The sequence below is a fragment of the Salininema proteolyticum genome (genome assembly GCF_042685645.1).
GTDB classification, from domain to species: domain Bacteria; phylum Actinomycetota; class Actinomycetes; order Mycobacteriales; family Micromonosporaceae; genus Salininema; species Salininema proteolyticum.
Genome location: NZ_JBHUNX010000001.1, coordinates 4,875,325 through 4,894,759 on the forward strand (window position 1 = coordinate 4,875,325; position 19,435 = coordinate 4,894,759).

Genomic DNA, 19,435 nt, shown 5'->3' on the forward strand with positions numbered 1-19,435 from the left:
GGGTACCGCCAGTCTGTCCGCGTGCGGCGGCGTGCGCATCGGGCGCTGGATTGACGGTTCGGGGCGCCGGTTTCGGTGCCCCGCAGGCGGAGTACCACCCCGGTCGTAGGCGGCCGGTCGGTCCGGGGGTTGATGCGGAAGGTGCGCGGGCCGCTTAGGCTGGACCCATGTCCTCGACCCCGGCGGCCTGGGCGGTGTCCGCGGCGGCGTGGTGGAAGCGCAACGTGAGCGTCACCAGGCTCTTCGTCACGATAGGCCTCTTCGAAGCGGCCCTGACGGTCCTCGTCGTGCCCGGCCTGCCCTGGTGGGCCGTGACGCTTCTGCTCGCGGCGCCGCTGCCCCTCCTGGCCCACCGTGCGAGGCCGCGACTGACGATCCTGGCATCGGCGGCCATGATCTTCCCGCTGTGCGGTTTCGAACTGCCGCCCTTCGCCTTCATCCCGCTGATGTTCGCGGTCGGCTCCTGCATGTACCAGGGTCACCGGAAGTTCACCCTGGCCGCGACCATGGTGCTCTCGGGAGCGACGATGGTCGTGGCGGTGAACCTGAACGGGGGGTGGACCGTCGAGGCCTGGCGCGGAGGCCTGCTGGTCATCGGGTGGCTCCACGTCGCCCTGGTCGCGGGCGAATCGCTGCGCCAGAGGGACGCCTACATCGCCGCGGCGCGGGAGAACCAGCGCGAGGCGGCCATGCGCATGGCCGCCGACGAGCGGCTGCGGATCGCCCGCGAACTGCACGACTCCCTGACGCACTCCATCGCGGTCGTCAAGGTCCGCTCGGGAGTAGCGCTGCACCTGGCGCGCAAGGAGGGCCGCGACACCGACACGGACATGGCGGCGATCGCCGAGGCGGCCGGCGAGGCCGAGCGGGAACTGAGGGCGACCGTCCAGTCCCTGCGGGCCTCCGACGGCCACCACACCCTCGACGAGGTCGACGGACTCGTGGAACGCTACGAACAGCACGGACTCGACGTCGACGCCGAGGTCCGAGCCTGCGCCGCGAGGGGAGCGCTGGGGCACACGGCCTACCGCGTCATCCAAGAGGGGCTGACCAACGCCGCGCGCCACTCCCAGGGACGCAGGGCCGCAGTGCGGGTGAGGTCCGACGGAGGGCTCGTCGTGGCCGTGGTCGACGACGGCACCCCGGTCGACCCTCCGTTCGGCAACGGGCTCACCGGCATCCGCGAGCGCGTCGAGCCCCTCGGAGGGGACTTCTACGCGGGCCCGCGCGGCGGTGCTCCGAACTGGACGGCGCCCGCACTGTCCGGGGTGGAGCACCAGGGATTCGCACTGGCGGTACGCTTGCCGCACGGCGAAGAGAACCTCAAGGGGGACGGATGATCTCGGTGGTAATCGTGGACGACCAGCCGCTCATGCGCGGGGGATTCCGCGCGCTGGTCGACGCCGAGGACGACATGTCCGTGGTCGGCGAGGCCTCCGACGGGAACGAGGGAGTGGACCTCATCCGCGGCGCCTCGCCGGACGTGGCGCTCATGGACATCGAGATGCCCGGCGCCACCGGCCTCCAGGCGCTGGACGCCCTCACCGCGGAGGAACTGGAGAATACCAAGGTCATCGTCCTGTCGAACTACTCGATGGACAAGTACGTCTACGACGCCCTGCGCGCCGGCGCCGCCGGGTACCTGGTCAAGACCACCGAGCCCGAGGCCCTGCTGCACGCCGTCCGCAGCGTCTCGGCGGGCGACATGCTGCTGTCCCCGGCGGTGGCGGAGAAGCTGGTCGGCGAGTACCTGTCCCGCCCGCCGCTGAAGCGAGACGGCGACGCGCTGACCGACCGCGAGACCGAGGTCGTCGCGCTGGTCGCCCGGGGCATGGGGAACGACGCCATCGGCCGGCGGCTCTACATAAGCTCGGCGACGGTCAAGACCCACGTCCACCGGGCCATGGTGAAGCTCGGGGTCAAGGAGCGCGCGGGACTGGTCATCCACGCCTACGAGACGGGCCTGGTGCGCCCGAGGGGCGCCTAGCCGAACGGCCTCTGACGGCGGTCGGGCCATCGCGTGGGCGTGCCGCCGCGCGCTTCCCCGTTGAGGACTTCCGTGGACGGGGAACCGCCGTTTATTGCGCGGCTGAGTCATCGCGGTGCGTCCCCGTCGAGGACTCCTCCCGCGTTCGCGGACTTCCGTGTGGACGGGGAACCGCCGTCCGCCGCACCCTCATCCGTCCGTGCTCTCCCGGAACAGGATCGCGGCTCCTCCCGCTTCGCCGGAGGGGACGAACGGACCGCCGTTCCGCGCGCCCTCCCCGCGCCCGGCGGCCCTACCCAGCCGTGTCCGGCGGTGTAATCCATGCGACTGTAAGGCCCCGCCGTCGGCGTGTCGCGGACGGACTTCCGGAGTTCGGGCGCCGCCCGTTGCGAGTATGGAGGCACCCGGCGCACCGATCCACCGAACCACCCCTGACCGGCTCACCCTCGACATTCCTAAGGAATAAGGATGGGAGATACGCTATGCCTCCAGCCGACCTCGACCACCAGCGCGCCCGCGCCGCCGAGGAGGCCGGCCACCCCCGCCGCTGGGCGATCCTGACCGTCCTCGTCATCAGCCTCCTCGTCGTCGTCATCGACAACACGATCCTCAACGTGGCGCTGAAGACCCTGGCCGACCCGGTCGACGGGCTGGGCGCCACCCAGAGCGAGCTGGCGTGGATGATCAACTCCTACACGCTGGTGTTCGCCGGGCTCCTCTTCGCGGCGGGCGTGGTGGGCGACCGCTGGGGCCGCAAGAGGATGATCCTCGCGGGCCTGGCCGTCTTCGGGCTGGCGTCCCTCGCCTCCGCCTACGCGGCGAGCCCCGCGCAGCTGATCCTCTTCCGCGGCGTCATGGGCGTGGGTGCGGCCATGCTCATGCCCTGCACGCTCTCGCTCCTGCGGGCGGTCTTCCCTCCCCGGGAGTTCCCGCGCGCCCTGGCGATCTGGACGGCCGCCGTCGGCGCCTCCGGGGCCCTGGGCCCGCTCGTCGGCGGAGCGCTGCTGGAACGGTTCTGGTGGGGCTCGGTCTTCCTGGTCAACGTGCCCGTCGTCGTCTTCGGCATCATCGCCGTCGCCGTCCTCGCCCCCGAGTCGACCGGTGGCCGCGAGAAACCCGACATCGCAGGCATGGTCCTGTCCATAGCGGGCCTCATGACGCTCACCTACGGCATCATCGAGGCGGGCGAGCGCGGCACGTGGAACGACGTCGAGGCCTGGGGGACGATAGCCGTCGGCGTGCTCGTCCTGGCGTGGTTCGTCTGGTGGGAGGGCTTCTCCTCCCACGCCTCCCTGGATGTCGGGCTCTTCCGCAACCGCGAGTTCTCGGTCTCGGCGGTCATGATGGCCCTGGTCTTCTTCGTCTCCATGGGACTCATGTTCTTCATGTCCTTCTACCTGCAGCTGGTGCGCGACTATTCGCCGATGCGCGCCGGCCTGCTGTTCCTGCCCACGGCCATCGCCATGCTCCTCTTCGCCCCGGGGTCCAACGCCCTGGTCAAGAGGTTCGGGCCCCGGGCGGTGTCGCTGGCGGGCATGGTGCTCCTCGCGGCGTCGATCGGAGTCGTCGCGACCCTGGGGCAGGACACTTCCATCTGGGTGGTCGTCGCGGCCTTCGCGCTGCAGGGCGTGGCGATGGCCAACCTCATGCCGCCGGCGATGACGACCCTCATGGCGGCGATGCCCGCCGAGAAGGCGGGGGTGGCCTCCGCCTTCGGCAACACGCTGCGGCAGGTGGGCGGTTCCCTGGGCGTGGCGGTGTTCAGCACGGTCATGGCGCAGGTCTACCGCGACTCCCTGACCGACGAGATCCCGCTGATCCGCGGCGAGGCCCGCGAATCGGTGGCCACCACCTACGCGGCGGTGGAGAAGGTCGACATCAACGAGCTGACCCGCATGTACGTCCTGGACGCGGCGAACCGGTCGTTCATCGACGCCATGCAGGCGACGGCGTTCGCCGCGCTGGGCGTGTGCCTGCTGGGGTTCGTCGCGGTGTTCTTCTATCCGCGCAAGCGGCGGGAGGCGGAACCGAAGGTTCCGGCCCCGAGGGACACCGAGCCGCCCGAGTGGGGGCCGCCCCTGCCGCCGCTTCCCCGGCGCCGTCGCGCCTCGGACGGGGCTCCGTCCCGGTCGGAGGGCGTTCGGCCCGGTATGGAGGGCGTCCCGTCCCGGTCGGATGGAGTTCGGCCCGGCATGGAGGGGGTCCCGTCCCAGCCGGAGGCCGGGCGGCCCGCTGCGGATCAGGCCCCGCCGCCGACCGAACTCGGCCGCCCCGCCTCGAACCAGGCGCCTCCCCAGACGGAGACCGGGCGCCACGCGCGGCGGTGACGACCTGGCCGCAGGCGTCGGCGCGGCAGGCGTGTCAGCCGTGCGGTCGAGTCCGTGGCGCTACCGCGCTCGCGGAACAACCCCGACCCGCTCGAGCGCCAGGCCTTGGTATCCTCACCGCGCCTGCGCTCGCGGAACAACCGCGTCGGCGCGCGGCCCCGGCCGTCACCGGGCGGCGGTCCGTCCGATCCGGTTCCGTCCGGGCGCTCAGGCGCCCTTGGGATTGGGGCCGTACCGGTTCGTCCCGCTCTCGCTGTCGAACAGGGAGAACACGATCAGCACGATGGTGCCGACGATCGGGATGAGCCCGATCCACCACCACCAGCCGGTGCGGCCGGAGTCGTGGAGGCGCCGCACCTGCACGGCGATGCTCGGCAGCAGGATGAGGAGTCCGAAGGCTCCCGCGAGGAAGTTCCAGAGGAACCCGTCGGACTGCTGGGCGAAGGACGAGAGCACCGCCCCGATGACGGCGTTGACCAGGACGAACACCCAGAACTCCCGGCGCCGCGACCTCCCGCTGAAGACGGCGTACTTCTTGAAGGCCGTGAAATACCAGTTCATGTCTGCCTCCCGTGAACCGACGCGGAGCGCCTCCCCCGGGCGGAGGAGAGTGTCGGCCGCTCCGCCATGCCCCGATTATTCCGGTGTGGAGGGTCGCCGGTGCCCGAACGGCGAAGGACTCCCGCTGGAATTCCACCGCTGCCGCCACCGCTCCCGCCGGTCCGCAGGTGGCGCCGCCGTCCACCGGAACCGGCGCCCGGCACCTCGCGGAAGGCCCGCGGACGCGGCGGACACGCGAAAGGGCGGCCGCCCGAAGGCGACCGCCCCGAAGACCGTGGAGTCCGGTTCTTACTTGATCTTGTTGCCGGCGCTGCGCAGCTGGCGGCAGGCCTCGACGATCCGCTGGCTCATGCCGGCCTCGGCGAGCTTGCCGTAGGCGCGCGGGTCGTACTGCTTCTTGTTGCCGACCTCGCCCTCGACCTTCAGGACGCCGTCGTAGTTGCGGAACATGTGGTCCACGATCGGGCGGGTGAAGGCGTACTGGGTGTCGGTGTCGATGTTCATCTTGATGACGCCGTAGTCCACCGCGTCCGAGATCTCCTGCTCGGTCGAGCCCGATCCGCCGTGGAAGACCAGGTCGAACGGCTTGTCCTTGCCGGTCTCCTTGCCGATCTCGGCCTGGATCTCCTTGAGGATCTCCGGACGCAGCTTCACGTTGCCCGGCTTGTAGACGCCGTGCACGTTGCCGAAGGTCAGAGCCGTCATGTAACGGCCCTTCTCGCCGGAGCCCAGGGCCTCGACGGTGGCGCGGGCGTCCTCGACGGTGGTGTACAGCTTCTCGTCGATGGCGGCGGAGACGCCGTCCTCCTCACCGCCGACGACACCGATCTCGACCTCGAGCACGATGTTCGCCTTGGAGGAACGCTCCAGCAGCTCCTGGGCGATGTCCAGGTTCTCCTTGAGCGGCACGGCCGAACCGTCCCACATGTGGGACTGGAACAGCGGGTTCTCGCCGCGGGCCACGCGCTCCTCGGAGACGGCCAGGAGCGGGCGGACGAACTTGTCGAGGTTGTCCTTCGGGCAGTGGTCGGTGTGCAGGGCGACCTTGACCGGGTAGTTCTTGGCGATCTCCTCGGCGGCCTTGGCCAGGGCGACCGAACCGGTGACCATGTCCTTGACAGTGTGGCCGGACAGGTACTGCGCGCCGCCGGTGGAGACCTGGACGATACCGTCGGACTCGGCCTCGGCGAAGGCGGCGAGGGCCGCGTTCAAAGACTGGGTCGAGGTCACGTTGATGGCAGGGTAGGCGAAGGAGTTCTTCTTCGCCCTGTCGAGCATCTCCTGGTATTCCTCAGGTGTCGCGATAGGCATACTGCCTTCTCCTTAACATACTGCGCGGCTATGGCCGCGACTTGCACTGACTTTCCCCGACCGGGGGCGATGGGGCGCCCGGACGGCGCTGTCCGACTTCCCGCTCGCCCCCAGCTTACTAGTTGATTCATGGCCGCCCGCGACCTCCAGGCTTTACCGTAGGAGTCATGAGCGGTGTATTCGACAGGAATCGCGAGGAAGACGACTTCTCCGAGGCCGTCTCCGGTCCCGCCGGGGACGACGCCGACGAGGAGGTGTACGGCGAGAGCGCCCTGTTCGACGAGTCGAGTGCGGAGACGGTCGACCTGGAGCTGCCCGACGAGTCGGCCGAGGCCGACGCCGTCGAGCAGCGGGTGGAGGTCCCCGTCGGGGAAGAGGACGAGGAACCGGCCTAGCGGCACGCGAAAAGGGCGGCCCCGCCCCGGAAGGACTCCGGAGCGGGGCCGCCCTGCGCGGTGCGGTCGCCACGTGTACGCGACCCGTTAGCCGCGTAAACCAGGGGTCGCCCTGCGCGGCGCGGTCGCCTACTTCTCGGCGGCGCCCAGGCGGCCCAGGACCCAGGCGAGGTTGAACGCCTCTTCCTCCCAGGCGTCGTAGCGTCCGCTGCGTCCGCCGTGGCCGGCCTCCATCTCGGTCTTCAGCAGCACGTGGGTCTGCGGGCTGACCTCGCGCAGCCTGGCCACCCACTTGGCCGGCTCGTGGAAGCCGACGCGGGTGTCGTTGAGGCTCGTCACCGCGAGGATCGAGGGGTACTTCACATCGCGCACGTTCTCGTAGGGCGAGTACGACTTCATGTACTCGTAGACCTCGGACGACTCGATGGGGTTGCCCCACTCCTCCCACTCGCCGACCGTCAGCGGCATGGAGGGGTCGAGGATCGTCGTCAGGTTGTCCACGAACGGAACCTCGGCGAGGATGCCCGCGAACTTCTCCGGGGCGAGGTTGGCGACGGCGCCCATCAGCAGGCCGCCGGCCGAACCGCCCCTGGCGACGATGCGCTCGCCGTCGGCCCAGCCGGACTCGACCATGCGGTCGGCGGCGGCGGTGAAGTCGGAGAAGGTGTTCTTCTTGCGCAGCATCTTGCCGTCGTCGTACCAGGCGCGGCCCATCTCGCCGCCGCCGCGGACGTGTGCGATGGCGAAGACGACGCCCCTGTCCAGGAGGCTCAGGCGCGCGATGGAGAAGTACGGGTCGATCGACATCTCGTAGGAGCCGTAGCCGTAGAGCAGGACCGGGTTGGTCGCGTCCGGCGAGGCGTCCTTGTGCGCCACGACGGAGATCGGCACGCGCGTGCCGTCCTCGGCCTCGGCCCACTCGCGGTACTGGCGGTAGTCCTCCGGGTCGAAGCCGCCCAGCACGGGAGTCCGCTTGCGCAGCAGCTTCTCTCCATTGCGGACGTCGTAGTCGTAGACGCTGGAGGGCGTGACCATGGAGGCGTAGCCGAAGCGGATCAGGCGGGCGTCGTACTCGGGGGTGTCGCCGAGGCCGACGGTGTAGATCGGCTCGTCGAACTCGATGAACTTGAGGTCGCCGACGCGGTCGAGCAGGGCGAGCCGCGACAGTCCGCTCTCGCGCAGGGACACGACGGCGAAGTCCTTGAAGGCGTCGACGCTGTCGATGCGGCGGGCGCCGTTGTGGGGGACCAGCTCGTGGTAGTCGCGGGTGTCGTCCACCGGCACCCAGCCCACGGTGAAGTTCTCGGCGTTCTTGTTGTGCAGCACCAGGAAGCGGTCTCCCTGGTGGTCCACGTCGACCTCGACGCCCTGGACGCGGCCCTCGCCGAAGACCTGGAAGTCCCCGGTCGGGTCGTCGGCGCGCAGGTACCGGACCTCGGTGGTGAGGGTGGAGGCCGCGTACAGCAGCAGGTACTCCTCGGAGCGCGTGAGCCCGATGCCGACGCGGAACTTCTGGTCGTCCTCCTGGTAGACGAGGGTGTCCTCCTCCTCGCCGAGGAGGTGGCGCCAGACCTGGTGGGGACGCCAGGCGTCGTCGACCTTGGTGTAGAAGAAGGCCTTGCCGTCGGCCGACCAGGCGCCGCCGTAGAAGGTGTCCTCGACCGCGTCGTCCAGGTCCTGACCGGTGCGGAGGTCCTTGAAACGCAGGGTGAAGCGCTCGTCTCCGGAGAAGTTGACCGAGTAGGCCAGGAGGTTCCCGTCGGGGGAGACGTCGGCGGTGCCCATGGAGAAGAAGTCGTGGCCCTCGGCCAGCGCGTTGCCGTCGAGGATGACCTCCTCGCCCTCGATCGGCACGCCCGGCTCGATCTCCGGCGGGACGTCGCCCTCGGCCTTGAGGCGGCACTGCCGCGCGTACTGCTTGCCCTCCTCGGTGCGGCCGTAGTACCACCAGCCGTGCAGGCGCTGGGGAACGGAGAGGTCGGTCTCCTGGGTGCGGTCCTTGATCTCGTGGAAGATCTTGCCGCGCAGGGGCTCCAGGTGGGCGCTCTCCTGGTCGGTGTAGGCGTTCTCCGCCTTGAGGTAGGCGAGGGTCTCGGGGTCCTCGGCCTCGCGCAGCCAGTAGTACTCGTCGTTGAAGGTGTCTCCGTGGAAGGTGCGGAGGTGCTCGCGGCGGGGCGCGGCCGGCGGTTGGATCTCGGTCATTCCCACAGCCTAGTCGGCCTTCCTCGCGGGGCGAAACGCTAATTCGCTGACAGCTTAGGGCGGTGTACCGGACGTCTCCGTGCTTGCGGCAGTCAGGTTGGCCACAAACGCCTCCCACTCCTTACCTGTGGGTAATAAAATTGCCAACTAGGAAATTTTGCAGAATCCGCAAGAAACCAGTGAGAAGATGCCAAGCATGAACGAGCCCACCGACAAGCCGCGAGCGGGGTCCGATTCCCCCAGCGAGACCCGCCCGCTGCCCGTCGTCGACGCCAAGGCCCCCGACCCGGCCCGCCACCGCGCCCCCGAAGAGGCGACCGCGGCCGCGCCGGCGCGGGACGAGACGCCGGGCGAGGCGGCCGAGTCCGAGCCGGCCGACGAATCCCCCTACCTCCGCGCCGACAACCTCAAGGCCCACGGGCACTCCGGGACCATCGTCGAGGGCCTGACCGTGTCCGGCTCGCGCGGAGACCTGTTGGCCCTCAGCGGAAACTCCGGCACCGGACGCACCACGGCGCTGCTCGCCCTGGGAGGGCGGTTCGGACTCGACACCGGGACTCTCGCCGTGGGCGGCGAGACCAAGCCCGACCGCATCCGCGACCTGTGCGCCATGACCACCGCGACGCCGGCGGTGGACTTCGAGGAGTTCCACACCGTCCGCGAGGTGATCGCCGAGACCGCCGTCCTCTCCCGCGGCAAGGCCGACCGCTCCACCGTCGAGCGCTGGTTCTCCGCCCTCGGCCTGTCCCTCAACCCGAAGACCATGTGGGGCCACCTGGACGCGATGGAGAAGAAGCTGGCGACCATCGCGCTGACCGCCGCCGAGGAGACCCCCGTCGTCCTGGTCGACGATGTCGACGCGGGACTGGACTCGGAAGACGCCGCCGCGGCCTTCGGGGCCCTGCGCCAGGTCGCCGACTCCGGCCGCCTCGTCATCGCCTCCTGCGTCCGCGCCGATCCCCCGGTCGACACCGCCATCTCGCTACGTTAAAAGGATCCACGCCACATGAGCACGTTCAAACTCGCGTTCCTCGAGCTGAAGCGGTTCAAAGGACACCCCCTCCGCTACGCCGCGCTCGTCGCCATCATCCTCATGCCTCTCGTCTACGGAGGCCTCTACCTATGGTTCTCCTGGGACCCCTACGGTTCCACCGGAGACATGCCCGTCGCCGTCGTCAACGAGGACAAGGGCGCCGAGGTCGACGGCAAGGAGATCAACGCCGGCGACCAGCTGAGCGACCAGCTCAAGGAGACCGACATCCTCGGCTGGAACTTCGTCGACCGCGACGAGGCCGCGGAAGGGCTCGAGGACGGCACCTACTACATCGCCATGCGCATCCCGGAGGACTTCTCCTCCGACCTCGGATCGCTGGCCGGGGAGAAGCCCCGCCAGGCACAGATCGAGTTCCAGCTCAACGACGCCAACGGCTACATCGCCGGCCTCATGGCCAAGACCGTCGAGCTGGAGATCCAGAAACAGGTCAACACGGCCGTCTACGTGACCGCGGCCAAGACGATCTTCTCCGACCTCGGCGAGCTCAACGAGCAGATGACCGAGGCCGCCGACGGCGCGAGCGAGATCAAGGACGGCATCACCACCGCCAAGGACAAGACGAACGAGCTGGCGAGCGGGCTCGCCGAGCTCAGGGACGGTTCCCGCCAGGTCGCCGACGGCGTCGGCACCATGAGCGACAAGGTGACCCCGGTGGTCAACGTCGTCGTCGACAACTGGGGCGACCTGGCCCAGAGCGTTGAGGACGTGAACTCCGGCGTCGCCGGCCATTTGGACTCCGCCCAGACCCAGCTCGACGAGCTGTGCGCCGTCATCGACACGGACCACTCCACGGCCTGCCAGGACGTCAAGCAGACCCTCAACGACGCGCAGAGCGTCAACTCCGGGCTCAGCGGCATCCAGTCGGAGATGGACTCCCTGGTGAGCACGGGTGACATGAACCAGGCGCTCAGCAGCCTGCAGGAACTCGAAGACGGCGCGAACAGCGTCGCCGACGGCAACGCCGAGGCCTACAACGGCGCCACCCAGCTCGTCGACGGGCTCCAGCAGCTCGAGGACGCCCAGACGGAGCTCGCCGACGGGTTGGAGGACGGGGCCGGGAAGATCCCGTCCAACGACCCGGAGACCGACGCCCAGAACGCCGACGTCATCGGCAACCCGACCGCGATCGACGAGACGAACCTCAACCCCGCCCACACCTACGGGCGCGGGCTGGCGCCGTTCTTCATCGCCATCTCGCTGTGGGTGTTCGGCCTGATCGGCTACCTGCTGCTGCGTCCGGCCAACCCGCGGGCCATGCTGGGCACCATGCGGTCGATCCCGATCGCCGTGGGCGGATGGCTCTCCGGGGCTATACTCGGCGTCATCTCGGTCGTCGTGCTCTACGCGACGCTGCAGATCGGGCTCGGCCTCGACCCCACGCACCCGTGGCTGACGATCGGGTTCGCCATGCTGGGCATCCTGGTCTTCTCCGCCATCACGCACCTGCTGAAGCTGGCGTTCGGCGCGGCCGGATCACTGCTGATCGTGGTGTTCCTCATGCTGCAGCTGACCAGTGCGGGAGGTCTGTTCCCGGCGGAGGTGACACCGTCGTTCTTCCAGATACTGCATCCGTACCTGCCGATGACCTACGTCGTCGAGGGACTGCGGGTGGCCGTCAGCGGAGGGGAGATGGCGCGCCTCTACCAGGCGGCGATCTACCTGGTCCTCTTCGGGATCGGAGCGCTGATGCTCTCCAGCCTGATTGTGATGCGGAGACGGCGTATGAGCATGGACCAGCTCAAGCCGCCGCTCACGATCTAGACGGGATGTAGACGTTGATCACGTCGGGGGAGGGTGCCACTGCACCCTCCCCGTCCCTATCCTGTAAGCTGTTACAGGTCGACGCGTTGATGCGCGTTTCGGCTGGGTAGCTCAGTTGGTACGAGCGTCCGCCTGAAAAGCGGAAGGTCGCCGGTTCGACCCCGGCCCCAGCCACCGAATGACGAAGCCCGTTCTGGTTCTCCAGGGCGGGTTTTCTGTTGTGCGGTGTGGTTGGCACGAGCGTCCGCCTGCTGTGTTGTGGCAGGCCTTCGGCCTGGAGGCGGAAGGTCGCCGGTTCGACCCCGGCCCCAGCCACCGAATGTCGAAGCCCGTTCTGGTTCTCCAGGGCGGGTTTTCTGTTGTGCGGTGTGGTTGGCACGAGCGTCCGCCTGCTGTGTTGTGGCAGGCCTTCGGCCTGGAGGCGGAAGGTCGCCGGTTCGACCCCGGCGCCAGCCACCGAAAATAACCCCGTCTCCAGCGGAAACGCCGGAGGCGGGGTTATTTTGTGTTCCGGTGTTGCTCCCTGCGGTCCGTGGCTAACGGAACGCTAGTTGCACGATCCTTTATGGAACCGGACCTCCGGCCACTCCTCGCTCGGGCCGTCCAGAACGGGCTCCTGCTCGCCCTTCAGATGCCGGTCGACGAACGCGGTGACATAGGTCCGCGCCAGATCGTCGGCACGGTCCCCGGCGATACCGGGAGAGGGGATTCCGGCCTGCTCGTACAGCGGCGCCAGGTCCGTCATCGAACTGTGCCCCGACCCGCCGACGCTGATCCAGCGCTTCCAGCCGTCGAGCCTCTTCCACGCCTTGCTCCACGTCTTGTCGCTTCCGGGCTGGCCGTGCTCCACGGCCCCGACCATGAGGAACGGCCGGTCAAGCTTGCCCCCTCCGAGGTTGAAGAACGTTCCGTCGAGGTTGAACCCGGCGTCGAAGCGCTCGTCCTCCAGCATCGCCCGGTGCGCGGACGCTCCCCCGACGGAGTGCCCGCCGACGACGACCCGGTCGGAGTCGATGACCTCGGCGTCCTCCCAGGCCGGCTCCTCGCCCGTCAACTCGTCCAGGACGAAGGAGAGGTCGTCGGTCCGAGTCCCGACCACCGTCTTGTAGTCCTCCTCGGCGCACGCGACGCACTCGGTCGTGCGGTCGGGGAAACTGATGGGGGCCTCGTAGTTGTGCCCCACGGCCGCCACGACGTAACCGCGGCTCGCGAGCTCCTCGGCGGCCCCGGTCAAGGTCGCCCGGGGAAACGAGAACCCCGGCGAGAGCACGACGAGCGGCAGCTCCCCGTCTCCGCCCGAGGGCTCGGTCCCGGTGGCGGCGTTCGTCTCGACCTCGGCGAGCAGGCCTCCGGGCAGCTTCTCGGGAACTCCCTCCTGCAGCTGCCGCATGAAGTGCTCGGACTCCTCCACCGTCATGTAGGGCGCCGCATCGCCCCGACCCTCGGTCGGGTACCAGAGCGAGACCATCAGCTCGCGCCGGTCGGACGGTACCCACGGATCGGCCCGGTCCTCGTCGACCAGGTGCAGGGACTCGGTCCCCACCGTGTGTTCTCCGCCGGGCTCCGCAAGGGAGAGTTCCGGAACGCCTTCGGTCTGGGCGGCGGCCGGCGCGGCGGCGGCCACTCCGGCGGCAGCGGCGAGGGCCGCCGTGGCCGCCATCGATCGTTGAATGATTTTCGTCAAGGGGATGTCTCCTCTTCCCACATTGGTGCGTTACGGGACCGGACCCTGGGCGGGCCCGGCCGACCGACTCGATCGTATTCGCGAAATCGCTTGCCGCCCTGGGGCTTCGGTGCCAAATCGACGACCGTCCCGTGATACCGGGGGACCAGGCGACACCCGCACCGCGGGCCTATGCGGACGACGGAATGCCAGGATGCGAGCCGATTCCGAAACGGCGGGGAGTGGACAACCCTATGGCATGACTCGATCACCAGTGGTATTCAAGAGGGATGAGCGAACTATCCGAGCTGCTGCCCCCGGAAGCGATAAGGCTCGACCTGCCCGCGGCCGACTGGACGGAGGCGATCAAGCTCGCCGGCGAACTCCTCACGGAGACCGGCGTCGCCTCCAGCCGGTACACGGCCGAGATGATCCAGAACGTCCACGACAACGGCCCCTACATCGTCATCGCGCCGGGCCTCGCCTTCGCACACGCCAGGCCCGCCCCCTCGGTGCACCGCACCGGCATGAGCTGGGTCCGCCTCGCCACTCCGGTGGCCTTCGGCCACAAGGCCAACGACCCGGTGGAGATCGTCGTGGCGCTCGCCGCGACGGACGCCGGCGAGCACACCGGAGCCATGGGGGCGCTCGCGCGCCTCCTGTCCGACCCGGACAAGTTCACCGCGCTGCGCGAAGCGGCCACGCCCGGGGAGGTCCACGACCTGCTCGCCGGCAAGGAGGTCGGGATCGAGGAGAAGGCACCACAAGGCGAGGGCCGGTCCGGCGACTACACCGGGTCGACCGACCAGAAGATCCTCACCGTCTGCGGCAACGGCGTCGGAACCAGCCTCTTCCTCAAGCAGACCCTGGACGGGGTCCTCGATCGCTGGGGCTGGTCGCGGTACTTCACCACCGAGGCCGCCGACACGATCTCCGCGAAGGGCAAGGCCAAGGAGGCCCAGGCCATCCTGACCTCCGGCGAGATCGCCCGGACCCTCGGCGACGTGGGCGTGCCCGTCGCGGTCGTCCAAGACTTCACCAGTGCCTCCGAGGTCGACCGCGTCCTGCGCGACCTCTACGACGTTTAGCTCCCGAAGGACTCCATCGTGGATTGGCTCATCTCCACCGCCCAGTTCCTGGTCAACCAGATCCTGAGCGTGCCCGCTTTCCTCATCGGCATCATCACCGCCGTCGGACTCACCGCCCTGCGCAAGTCGGCGGGCCAGGTCGTCGGCGGCGCCATCAAGGCGACCCTCGGCTTCCTCCTCATCGGGGCGGGAGCCGGCCTGGTCACCACGGCCCTCGCCCCGTTGGGGACCATGATCCAGGGCGCCCTCGGCACCCACGGCGTCATCCCCACCAACGAGGCGATCGTCGGCATCGCCCAGGAGACCTACGGCGCCCAGGTCGCCTGGCTCATGATCCTGGGCTTCCTGATCTCCCTGCTGCTGGCCCGGTTCACGCCGCTGCGCTACGTCTTCTTGACCGGCCACCACATCCTGTTCATGGCGACGCTCCTGACGATCGTGCTCTCCACCGCGGGCGCCGACGCCGTGGTGGTGGTCGGCGTCGGCGCACTGCTGCTGGGCATCATGCTCGTGGCAATGCCCGCGCTCGTCCACCCGTGGACCAAGCGCGTCACCGGCTCCAACGACATAGCCATGGGCCACTTCGGGTCCCTCGGGTACATCGCCTCCGGCGCCACGGGCCAGGCGGTCGGCAGGACCAGCCGGTCGACCGAGGACATGAAGCTGCCCGAGGGCCTGCGCTTCCTGCGCGACTCCATGGTGGCCACCGCCCTGTCGATGGTGCTCATCTACCTCGTGCTGGCCGTGGCCTTCCTCGCCAAGGTCGGGCGGGAGGAGGCCTTCGCGGCATTCGACGCCACCGGCTCCGTTCCCGGCGACGCCGGCGCCTACCTCATGGCCGCCCTCATGCAGGGCCTCCAGTTCGGCATCGCCGTGGCCGTCATCCTCTTCGGCGTCCGCACCATCCTCGGAGAGCTGGTCCCGGCGTTCCAGGGCATCGCGCAGAAGGTCGTGCCGGGGGCCGTCCCGGCCCTGGACGCGCCGATCGTGTTCCCGTACGCGCAGAACGCGGTCCTCATCGGCTTCATCTTCAGCTTCCTCGGCGGCCTCGTCGGCCTGGGCGTCCTCGCCTGGGTGCTGAACCCGGCCTTCGGGCTGGCACTCGTGCTCCCGGGGCTGGTGCCGCACTTCTTCACCGGCGGCGCCGCGGGCGTCTACGGGAACGCCACCGGAGGCAGGCGCGGAGCCATGCTCGGCTCGTTCGTCAACGGGCTGATCATCACTTTCCTGCCCGCGATCCTGCTCCTGGTGCTGGGCTCCTTCGGGGCGGAGAACACGACCTTCGGCGACGCGGACTTCGGCTGGTTCGGCTTCCTCATCGGCACGGCCGCGAAGGCCGGCCCGGTCGGAGGCATCGTCCTTATCGTGCTCATCGGACTGGCCGTCCTGGCCCTGGCGATCGTCGTCCAGAAGCGGGTCGTCGACCGGGGCTGGGACCCCGGCGCCGAACGGGACGTGCTGCTCCCGCGCGAGGCCACCGAACCCGAGGACCCTATGCACTCGGCGGGCTCCGAGGCCAATGGCACGGCCGCCGAGCGACGGCACGCGAAGCTCCAGCCGCCCGCCGGCGCGCCGGTGCCTCCGCCGCCCCTCGACCGGGAGTGACTGTGCCGCACCGTGCGATCGGGCGCGAGGCACCGTTGCGGCCATGCGCCCCGCCCGTGAGCACAGGCGCACGCCGGACTTCCGGCGGTGACGGGGGCTTGCGCCACGTCGGAACGAGGAGATGACGGAAGGGGGCGCTCCCGACCGTAGGTCGGGAGCGCCCCCTTCGATTTCCGTTCGCGTACCGGTGGCCGGCTTCAGTGTCCGGCCGCCGAGCGGCGGCGGTCAGGCCCGGCCGAAGCCGGGCGAGGCGCCGCTAACGCCCGGGATCGGGATTGCCCGGGATCCGGCCCTCGCGGCCGCCGCCGTTGCCCGGGCCGTCACTGGATCCGCCGTCGTCTCCGTCGCCCGGAGGCGGAGTGGGCTCCCTGTCGTCGGACTTCTTCTTCCCCGAACCGTCCGAGACGAGGATGTAGACGGGGGAGCCGGCGGGGGCCGAGCCCTTCACCGAGGTGTCGAAGGCCTTGCCCTTGGGACATTTGGACTTCTGCTGTCCGGGCGCCAGCCTTGCGTCGAAGCCGGCGGCCTCGACCTTCTTGAGCGCCTTCTGCGGGTCCATGCACTTGATCTCGGGGATCTTCTTGAGCCCCTCGCCGTTGATCATCTTGCTCGTGGGCGCGTCCCACTTCCCGCCCTCGCCGGACGTGGAGGCCTTCAGGGTGGCGATGGCCGTCTCCTTGACCTTGTCGTGCCAGGACCCCGCCGCGACGTCGTCGTTGCCGTAACTGTCCGGGTCGCCCGCGAAGGCCGCCGTGGCCGAGGACTTGGTCGAGCCCACGAACCAGTAGGAGCGGTCGAAGTCGGCCGTACCGGTCTTGCCGAACATCGGCTCGCCCACGGAAGCGCCGGCGAAGGTGCCGTCGTCGCACTTCGACTTCGGTCCGTCGTACCCGACGACGCAGCCGCCCGCGCTGACCGCCGCGTCGGCGACCTCCTTGTCGATGCGGCGCTCGCAGTCGGGCTTCGCGACGTCCTTCCACTCGGCGCCGTCGGCCCCGTAGACGGCCTTCACCGGCGTCGGCTCGCAGTGGACGCCCTCGTTGGCGACCGTCCCGAAGGCCTCCGCCATGTCCAGTGGTGGCACCGAGTCGAAGCCGAGGGTGAAGACGCCGTAATTGTCGAGCCTGCCGTCCTCCCTGGCCATGTTCACCCCGCCTTTCGGCGCGCGGAACTCGACGCCGAGGCGCTCGGCCATCTCGACGGCCTTGGAGGTGCCGACCAGTTCCTGAAGCTGGACGAACACGGTGTTGGAAGACCGTCCGAAGGCCTTCCACATGTTGAAGTTGCCCTTCTGCCAGTCATTGACCCCGGCGTTGGCGTTGGTGGTGCACCACGCCTTGGTGTTCGGTTCGACCTCGGAACCGCACGCCGCCGGGTCGTCGGCGGCGGTCAGGTACTGCGACTTGTACTTGTCGGGGCTGGGCAGGGTCGTCTTCAGCGGCCAGCCCTCCTCCAGGGCGGCCAGCATGGTGAACATCTTGAACGTCGAGCCGGCCGGATACCCGCTGGCGGCCTTGTTTCCGCTCATCAGGGGCAGGGTCGTGTTGGGGTAGTTCGACACCCGCTCGGTGCCGTCGGAGCGCGGCCCGTTGTCGGCCTGGTCGAGCGCGTAGGTCCGGTTGATGGCCATGACCTGCACCTGACCGGTGCTCGGCTCGAGCGAGACCGAGCCGAGGGCCTCCACCTGGTCGTTGTCGGAGCGCTCGCGGACGGCCTTCATGGCCTTCTCCTGCGCGTCGGGGTCCAGGGAGGTCACGACGGAGAGGCCGCCTCGCTTGAGGAGGTCCAGGCGCTGGGCGGGAGTGTCCCCGAAGGCCTCCTGCTGGGACCACCACTCCTTGAAGTAGTCGCAGAAGAAGCCCCAGTCGTTCGGCTCGGCGTCGGTGCACTCGCTGCGCGGCAGGCGTGGGTCGAGGTCGAGCCCCTGTTCCTTGTGCTCGGCGGCCTCGGCCTCGGTGACCATGCCCAGGCTCTCCATGCGGTCGATGATCCAGTTGCGGCGCTCGGTGATGAGCGGCTCGTTGGTCATGTCGCCGTAGATGAGCCCGTCCGCGTAGGAGGGGTACTTGGGCAGGGCGGCCAGCAGGGCCGCCTGGTGCACGGTGAGTTCGGACGGCGGCCGGTTGAAGTAGGTGTAGGACGCGGCGTAGACCCCGTAGGAGTGGTTCCCGAGGTAGACTACGTTCAGGTAGCCCTCGAGGATGTCCTTCTTGGACATCTCCTTCTCCAGCTGCAGCGAGTACTTGATCTCGCGGAGCTTGCGCTCCGGGGTCCGCTGCGAGGCCTCGATGATCTCGGGGACCGTGGCGGCGTTGTAGAGCAGGGAGTTCCTGACGTACTGCATGGTGATCGTCGAGGCGCCCTGGGTGTCGCCGGAAGTCGTGCGGAGCGCGGCGCGGAACAGGCCGGGGAAGTCGACGCCCTTGTGGTCGTAGAACTTGGAGTCCTCGGCGGCCAGGACCGCGTCGGGGAAGACGTCGCCCATGTCCTCCAGCGGGATCTCGCGGCGGTTCTCCTGGAAGAAGCTGGTGATGAGCGTTTCGCCGTCGGCCGCGTAGACCTGTGTGGTCTGCGGCGGTTGGGAGTCGGTGAGCTCGGCGGGGATCGCGTCGTAGAAGTTGAGCCCCTTCTCGAAGAGGAACCCCGGTCCGGCTATGAACGGGAGTGCTAGGGCCGCCGTGAGGACGCCGGCGAGGACGGAACCCGCGAGAAGCTTGAGCATCGCGCGCATGGGTCGGAGGTCTCGTGTCAACTTCTGCACTTTCTCAGCATAGAGGGGGAGTTCAGACGCCGTCGGTGCCATTTGACGGGGTTCACCTGCTCATCCGACACGAGTTCGACTCCTGTGGTAGCCTTTGTGGCCGAATCGTTATGATCTCAAGATCTTTCCTATATCCGAAATCCCCTCCCGTGTTCACCCGAACGTGATTAATTCGGACTCGGTTAGTAGTCAAATCGCAACTTAGGGTGTAGGGTCTGACGTACGGCGACAATGTGTAGCGTTACCAACACGTATTGCCGTAAACGGGTATGAAGGGAAACCAGACAGGGAGGTTCAGCAGATGGGACTGCTGATCGACTGGACGACGAAGGCCCTCTGCCAGGAGGGCGACCCTGACGCCTTGTTCGTACAAGGTGCCGAACAGAACAACGCGAAGAAGATCTGCCGCGGTTGCCCCGTTCGTCTCGAATGCCTCGCCGACGCCCTCGACAATCGCATCGAATTCGGAGTCTGGGGCGGAATGACAGAACGCGAGCGGAGGGCCCTGCTGCGCAAGCACCCGGGCGTCCGCTCCTGGAGAAGGGTCTTCGAGGCCGCGCTCGAAGAAGAACAGAGAAGTGCCAGGAAGAAGGGCATGCGCCTGCCGATCGGGTAGGAGTCCTCTTCCCAGCCGCGGGTGCGCCGATCGCGTACTCGCGGCTTTATTCGTATCCCGCGTCCGCCTCCCGCTCCCATACCCGGCGTTCCGAGAGGACACCG

At 68.8% G+C, this 19,435-nt stretch carries 14 protein-coding genes and 1 tRNA gene; 10 read left to right on the forward strand and 5 right to left on the reverse strand.

Annotated elements, in window-relative coordinates; all coding sequences use genetic code 11:
- Positions 1–167: 167 nt before the first annotated feature.
- The 3 genes from ACFTE1_RS22845 (at position 168) to ACFTE1_RS22855 (ending at position 4,314) form a co-directional block, all read left to right on the forward strand.
- Positions 168–1,340 carry a sensor histidine kinase gene (locus ACFTE1_RS22845; RefSeq protein ID WP_380619064.1) on the forward strand — a complete coding sequence of 391 codons (1,173 nt, stop codon included), beginning with the start codon at positions 168–170 and terminating at the stop codon, positions 1,338–1,340.
- Positions 1,337–1,987 carry a response regulator gene (locus ACFTE1_RS22850; protein ID WP_380619062.1) on the forward strand — a complete coding sequence of 217 codons (651 nt, stop codon included), beginning with the start codon at positions 1,337–1,339 and terminating at the stop codon, positions 1,985–1,987. Before ACFTE1_RS22845 ends, ACFTE1_RS22850 begins: the two co-directional genes overlap by 4 nt.
- 482 nt (positions 1,988–2,469) lie before the next feature.
- Positions 2,470–4,314: an MFS transporter gene (locus tag ACFTE1_RS22855; RefSeq protein ID WP_380619060.1), complete on the forward strand. Its 1,845-nt coding sequence runs from the start codon at positions 2,470–2,472 to the stop codon at positions 4,312–4,314.
- A 207-nt stretch (positions 4,315–4,521) separates the two neighbouring features.
- Here ACFTE1_RS22855 and ACFTE1_RS22860 read toward each other — a convergent pair whose 3' ends face one another.
- Both ACFTE1_RS22860 and fbaA read right to left on the reverse strand, forming a co-directional pair.
- A complete protein-coding gene (locus ACFTE1_RS22860; protein WP_380619058.1) occupies positions 4,522–4,875 on the reverse strand; it encodes a DUF805 domain-containing protein in 354 nt (117 codons plus the stop codon).
- Between the two features lie 288 nt (positions 4,876–5,163).
- Positions 5,164–6,186 (reverse strand): class II fructose-bisphosphate aldolase, encoded by a 1,023-nt coding sequence (gene fbaA / locus ACFTE1_RS22865; RefSeq protein ID WP_380619055.1) that lies wholly within the window; start codon positions 6,184–6,186, stop codon positions 5,164–5,166.
- Between the two features lie 167 nt (positions 6,187–6,353).
- Between fbaA and ACFTE1_RS22870 the strand changes: the two genes are divergently transcribed.
- Positions 6,354–6,581: a hypothetical protein gene (locus ACFTE1_RS22870; protein WP_380619053.1), complete on the forward strand. Its 228-nt coding sequence runs from the start codon at positions 6,354–6,356 to the stop codon at positions 6,579–6,581.
- A 129-nt stretch (positions 6,582–6,710) separates the two neighbouring features.
- Here the strand turns inward: ACFTE1_RS22870 and ACFTE1_RS22875 are convergent, their stop codons facing one another.
- Entirely contained in the window at positions 6,711–8,783 is a 2,073-nt protein-coding gene (locus ACFTE1_RS22875) for a S9 family peptidase (RefSeq protein ID WP_380619051.1), read from the reverse strand.
- Between the two features lie 196 nt (positions 8,784–8,979).
- Here ACFTE1_RS22875 and ACFTE1_RS22880 point away from each other — a divergent pair, with 196 nt between their 5' ends.
- The 3 genes from ACFTE1_RS22880 (at position 8,980) to ACFTE1_RS22890 (ending at position 11,772) form a co-directional block, all read left to right on the forward strand.
- A complete protein-coding gene (locus ACFTE1_RS22880) occupies positions 8,980–9,774 on the forward strand; it encodes an ATP-binding cassette domain-containing protein (protein WP_380619049.1) in 795 nt (264 codons plus the stop codon).
- A 15-nt stretch (positions 9,775–9,789) separates the two neighbouring features.
- Entirely contained in the window at positions 9,790–11,598 is a 1,809-nt protein-coding gene (locus ACFTE1_RS22885) for a YhgE/Pip family protein (protein ID WP_380619047.1), read from the forward strand.
- 100 nt (positions 11,599–11,698) lie between these two features.
- Positions 11,699–11,772: transfer RNA gene (locus ACFTE1_RS22890), tRNA-Phe, on the forward strand.
- Positions 11,773–12,145: 373 nt separating this feature from the next.
- Here the strand turns inward: ACFTE1_RS22890 and ACFTE1_RS22895 are convergent.
- On the reverse strand, positions 12,146–13,282 hold the full coding sequence (locus tag ACFTE1_RS22895) for an alpha/beta hydrolase family protein (protein WP_380619045.1): 1,137 nt from the start codon (positions 13,280–13,282) through the stop codon (positions 12,146–12,148).
- Positions 13,283–13,551: 269 nt separating this feature from the next.
- On the opposite strand from ACFTE1_RS22895, the gene ACFTE1_RS22900 reads away from it, so the two are divergent.
- Complete coding sequence (locus ACFTE1_RS22900; RefSeq protein WP_380619043.1) at positions 13,552–14,349, forward strand: PTS sugar transporter subunit IIA; 798 nt, start codon at positions 13,552–13,554, stop codon at positions 14,347–14,349.
- Between the two features lie 18 nt (positions 14,350–14,367).
- The gene (locus tag ACFTE1_RS22905) at positions 14,368–15,954 is read left to right on the forward strand and encodes a PTS ascorbate transporter subunit IIC (protein ID WP_380619041.1); all 1,587 of its coding nucleotides are present in this window, start codon (positions 14,368–14,370) and stop codon (positions 15,952–15,954) included.
- Between the two features lie 256 nt (positions 15,955–16,210).
- Here ACFTE1_RS22905 and ACFTE1_RS22910 read toward each other — a convergent pair whose 3' ends face one another.
- Positions 16,211–18,715, reverse strand: a complete 2,505-nt coding sequence (locus ACFTE1_RS22910; protein WP_380619039.1) for a transglycosylase domain-containing protein — start codon at positions 18,713–18,715, stop codon at positions 16,211–16,213.
- Positions 18,716–19,016: 301 nt separating this feature from the next.
- Between ACFTE1_RS22910 and ACFTE1_RS22915 the strand changes: the two genes are divergently transcribed.
- On the forward strand, positions 19,017–19,331 hold the full coding sequence (locus tag ACFTE1_RS22915; RefSeq protein ID WP_380619037.1) for a WhiB family transcriptional regulator: 315 nt from the start codon (positions 19,017–19,019) through the stop codon (positions 19,329–19,331).
- Positions 19,332–19,435 lie beyond the last annotated feature (104 nt).

Coding starts and splice junctions, on each gene's coding strand:
- ACFTE1_RS22845 (WP_380619064.1), top strand. CDS start 168: ATGTCCTCGACCCCGGCGGCCTGGGCGGTGTCCGCGGCGGCGTGGTGG.
- ACFTE1_RS22850 (WP_380619062.1), top strand. CDS start 1,337: ATGATCTCGGTGGTAATCGTGGACGACCAGCCGCTCATGCGCGGGGGA.
- ACFTE1_RS22855 (WP_380619060.1), top strand. CDS start 2,470: ATGCCTCCAGCCGACCTCGACCACCAGCGCGCCCGCGCCGCCGAGGAG.
- ACFTE1_RS22860 (WP_380619058.1), bottom strand. CDS start 4,875: ATGAACTGGTATTTCACGGCCTTCAAGAAGTACGCCGTCTTCAGCGGG.
- fbaA (WP_380619055.1), bottom strand. CDS start 6,186: ATGCCTATCGCGACACCTGAGGAATACCAGGAGATGCTCGACAGGGCG.
- ACFTE1_RS22870 (WP_380619053.1), top strand. CDS start 6,354: ATGAGCGGTGTATTCGACAGGAATCGCGAGGAAGACGACTTCTCCGAG.
- ACFTE1_RS22875 (WP_380619051.1), bottom strand. CDS start 8,783: ATGACCGAGATCCAACCGCCGGCCGCGCCCCGCCGCGAGCACCTCCGC.
- ACFTE1_RS22880 (WP_380619049.1), top strand. CDS start 8,980: ATGAACGAGCCCACCGACAAGCCGCGAGCGGGGTCCGATTCCCCCAGC.
- ACFTE1_RS22885 (WP_380619047.1), top strand. CDS start 9,790: ATGAGCACGTTCAAACTCGCGTTCCTCGAGCTGAAGCGGTTCAAAGGA.
- ACFTE1_RS22900 (WP_380619043.1), top strand. CDS start 13,552: ATGAGCGAACTATCCGAGCTGCTGCCCCCGGAAGCGATAAGGCTCGAC.
- ACFTE1_RS22915 (WP_380619037.1), top strand. CDS start 19,017: ATGGGACTGCTGATCGACTGGACGACGAAGGCCCTCTGCCAGGAGGGC.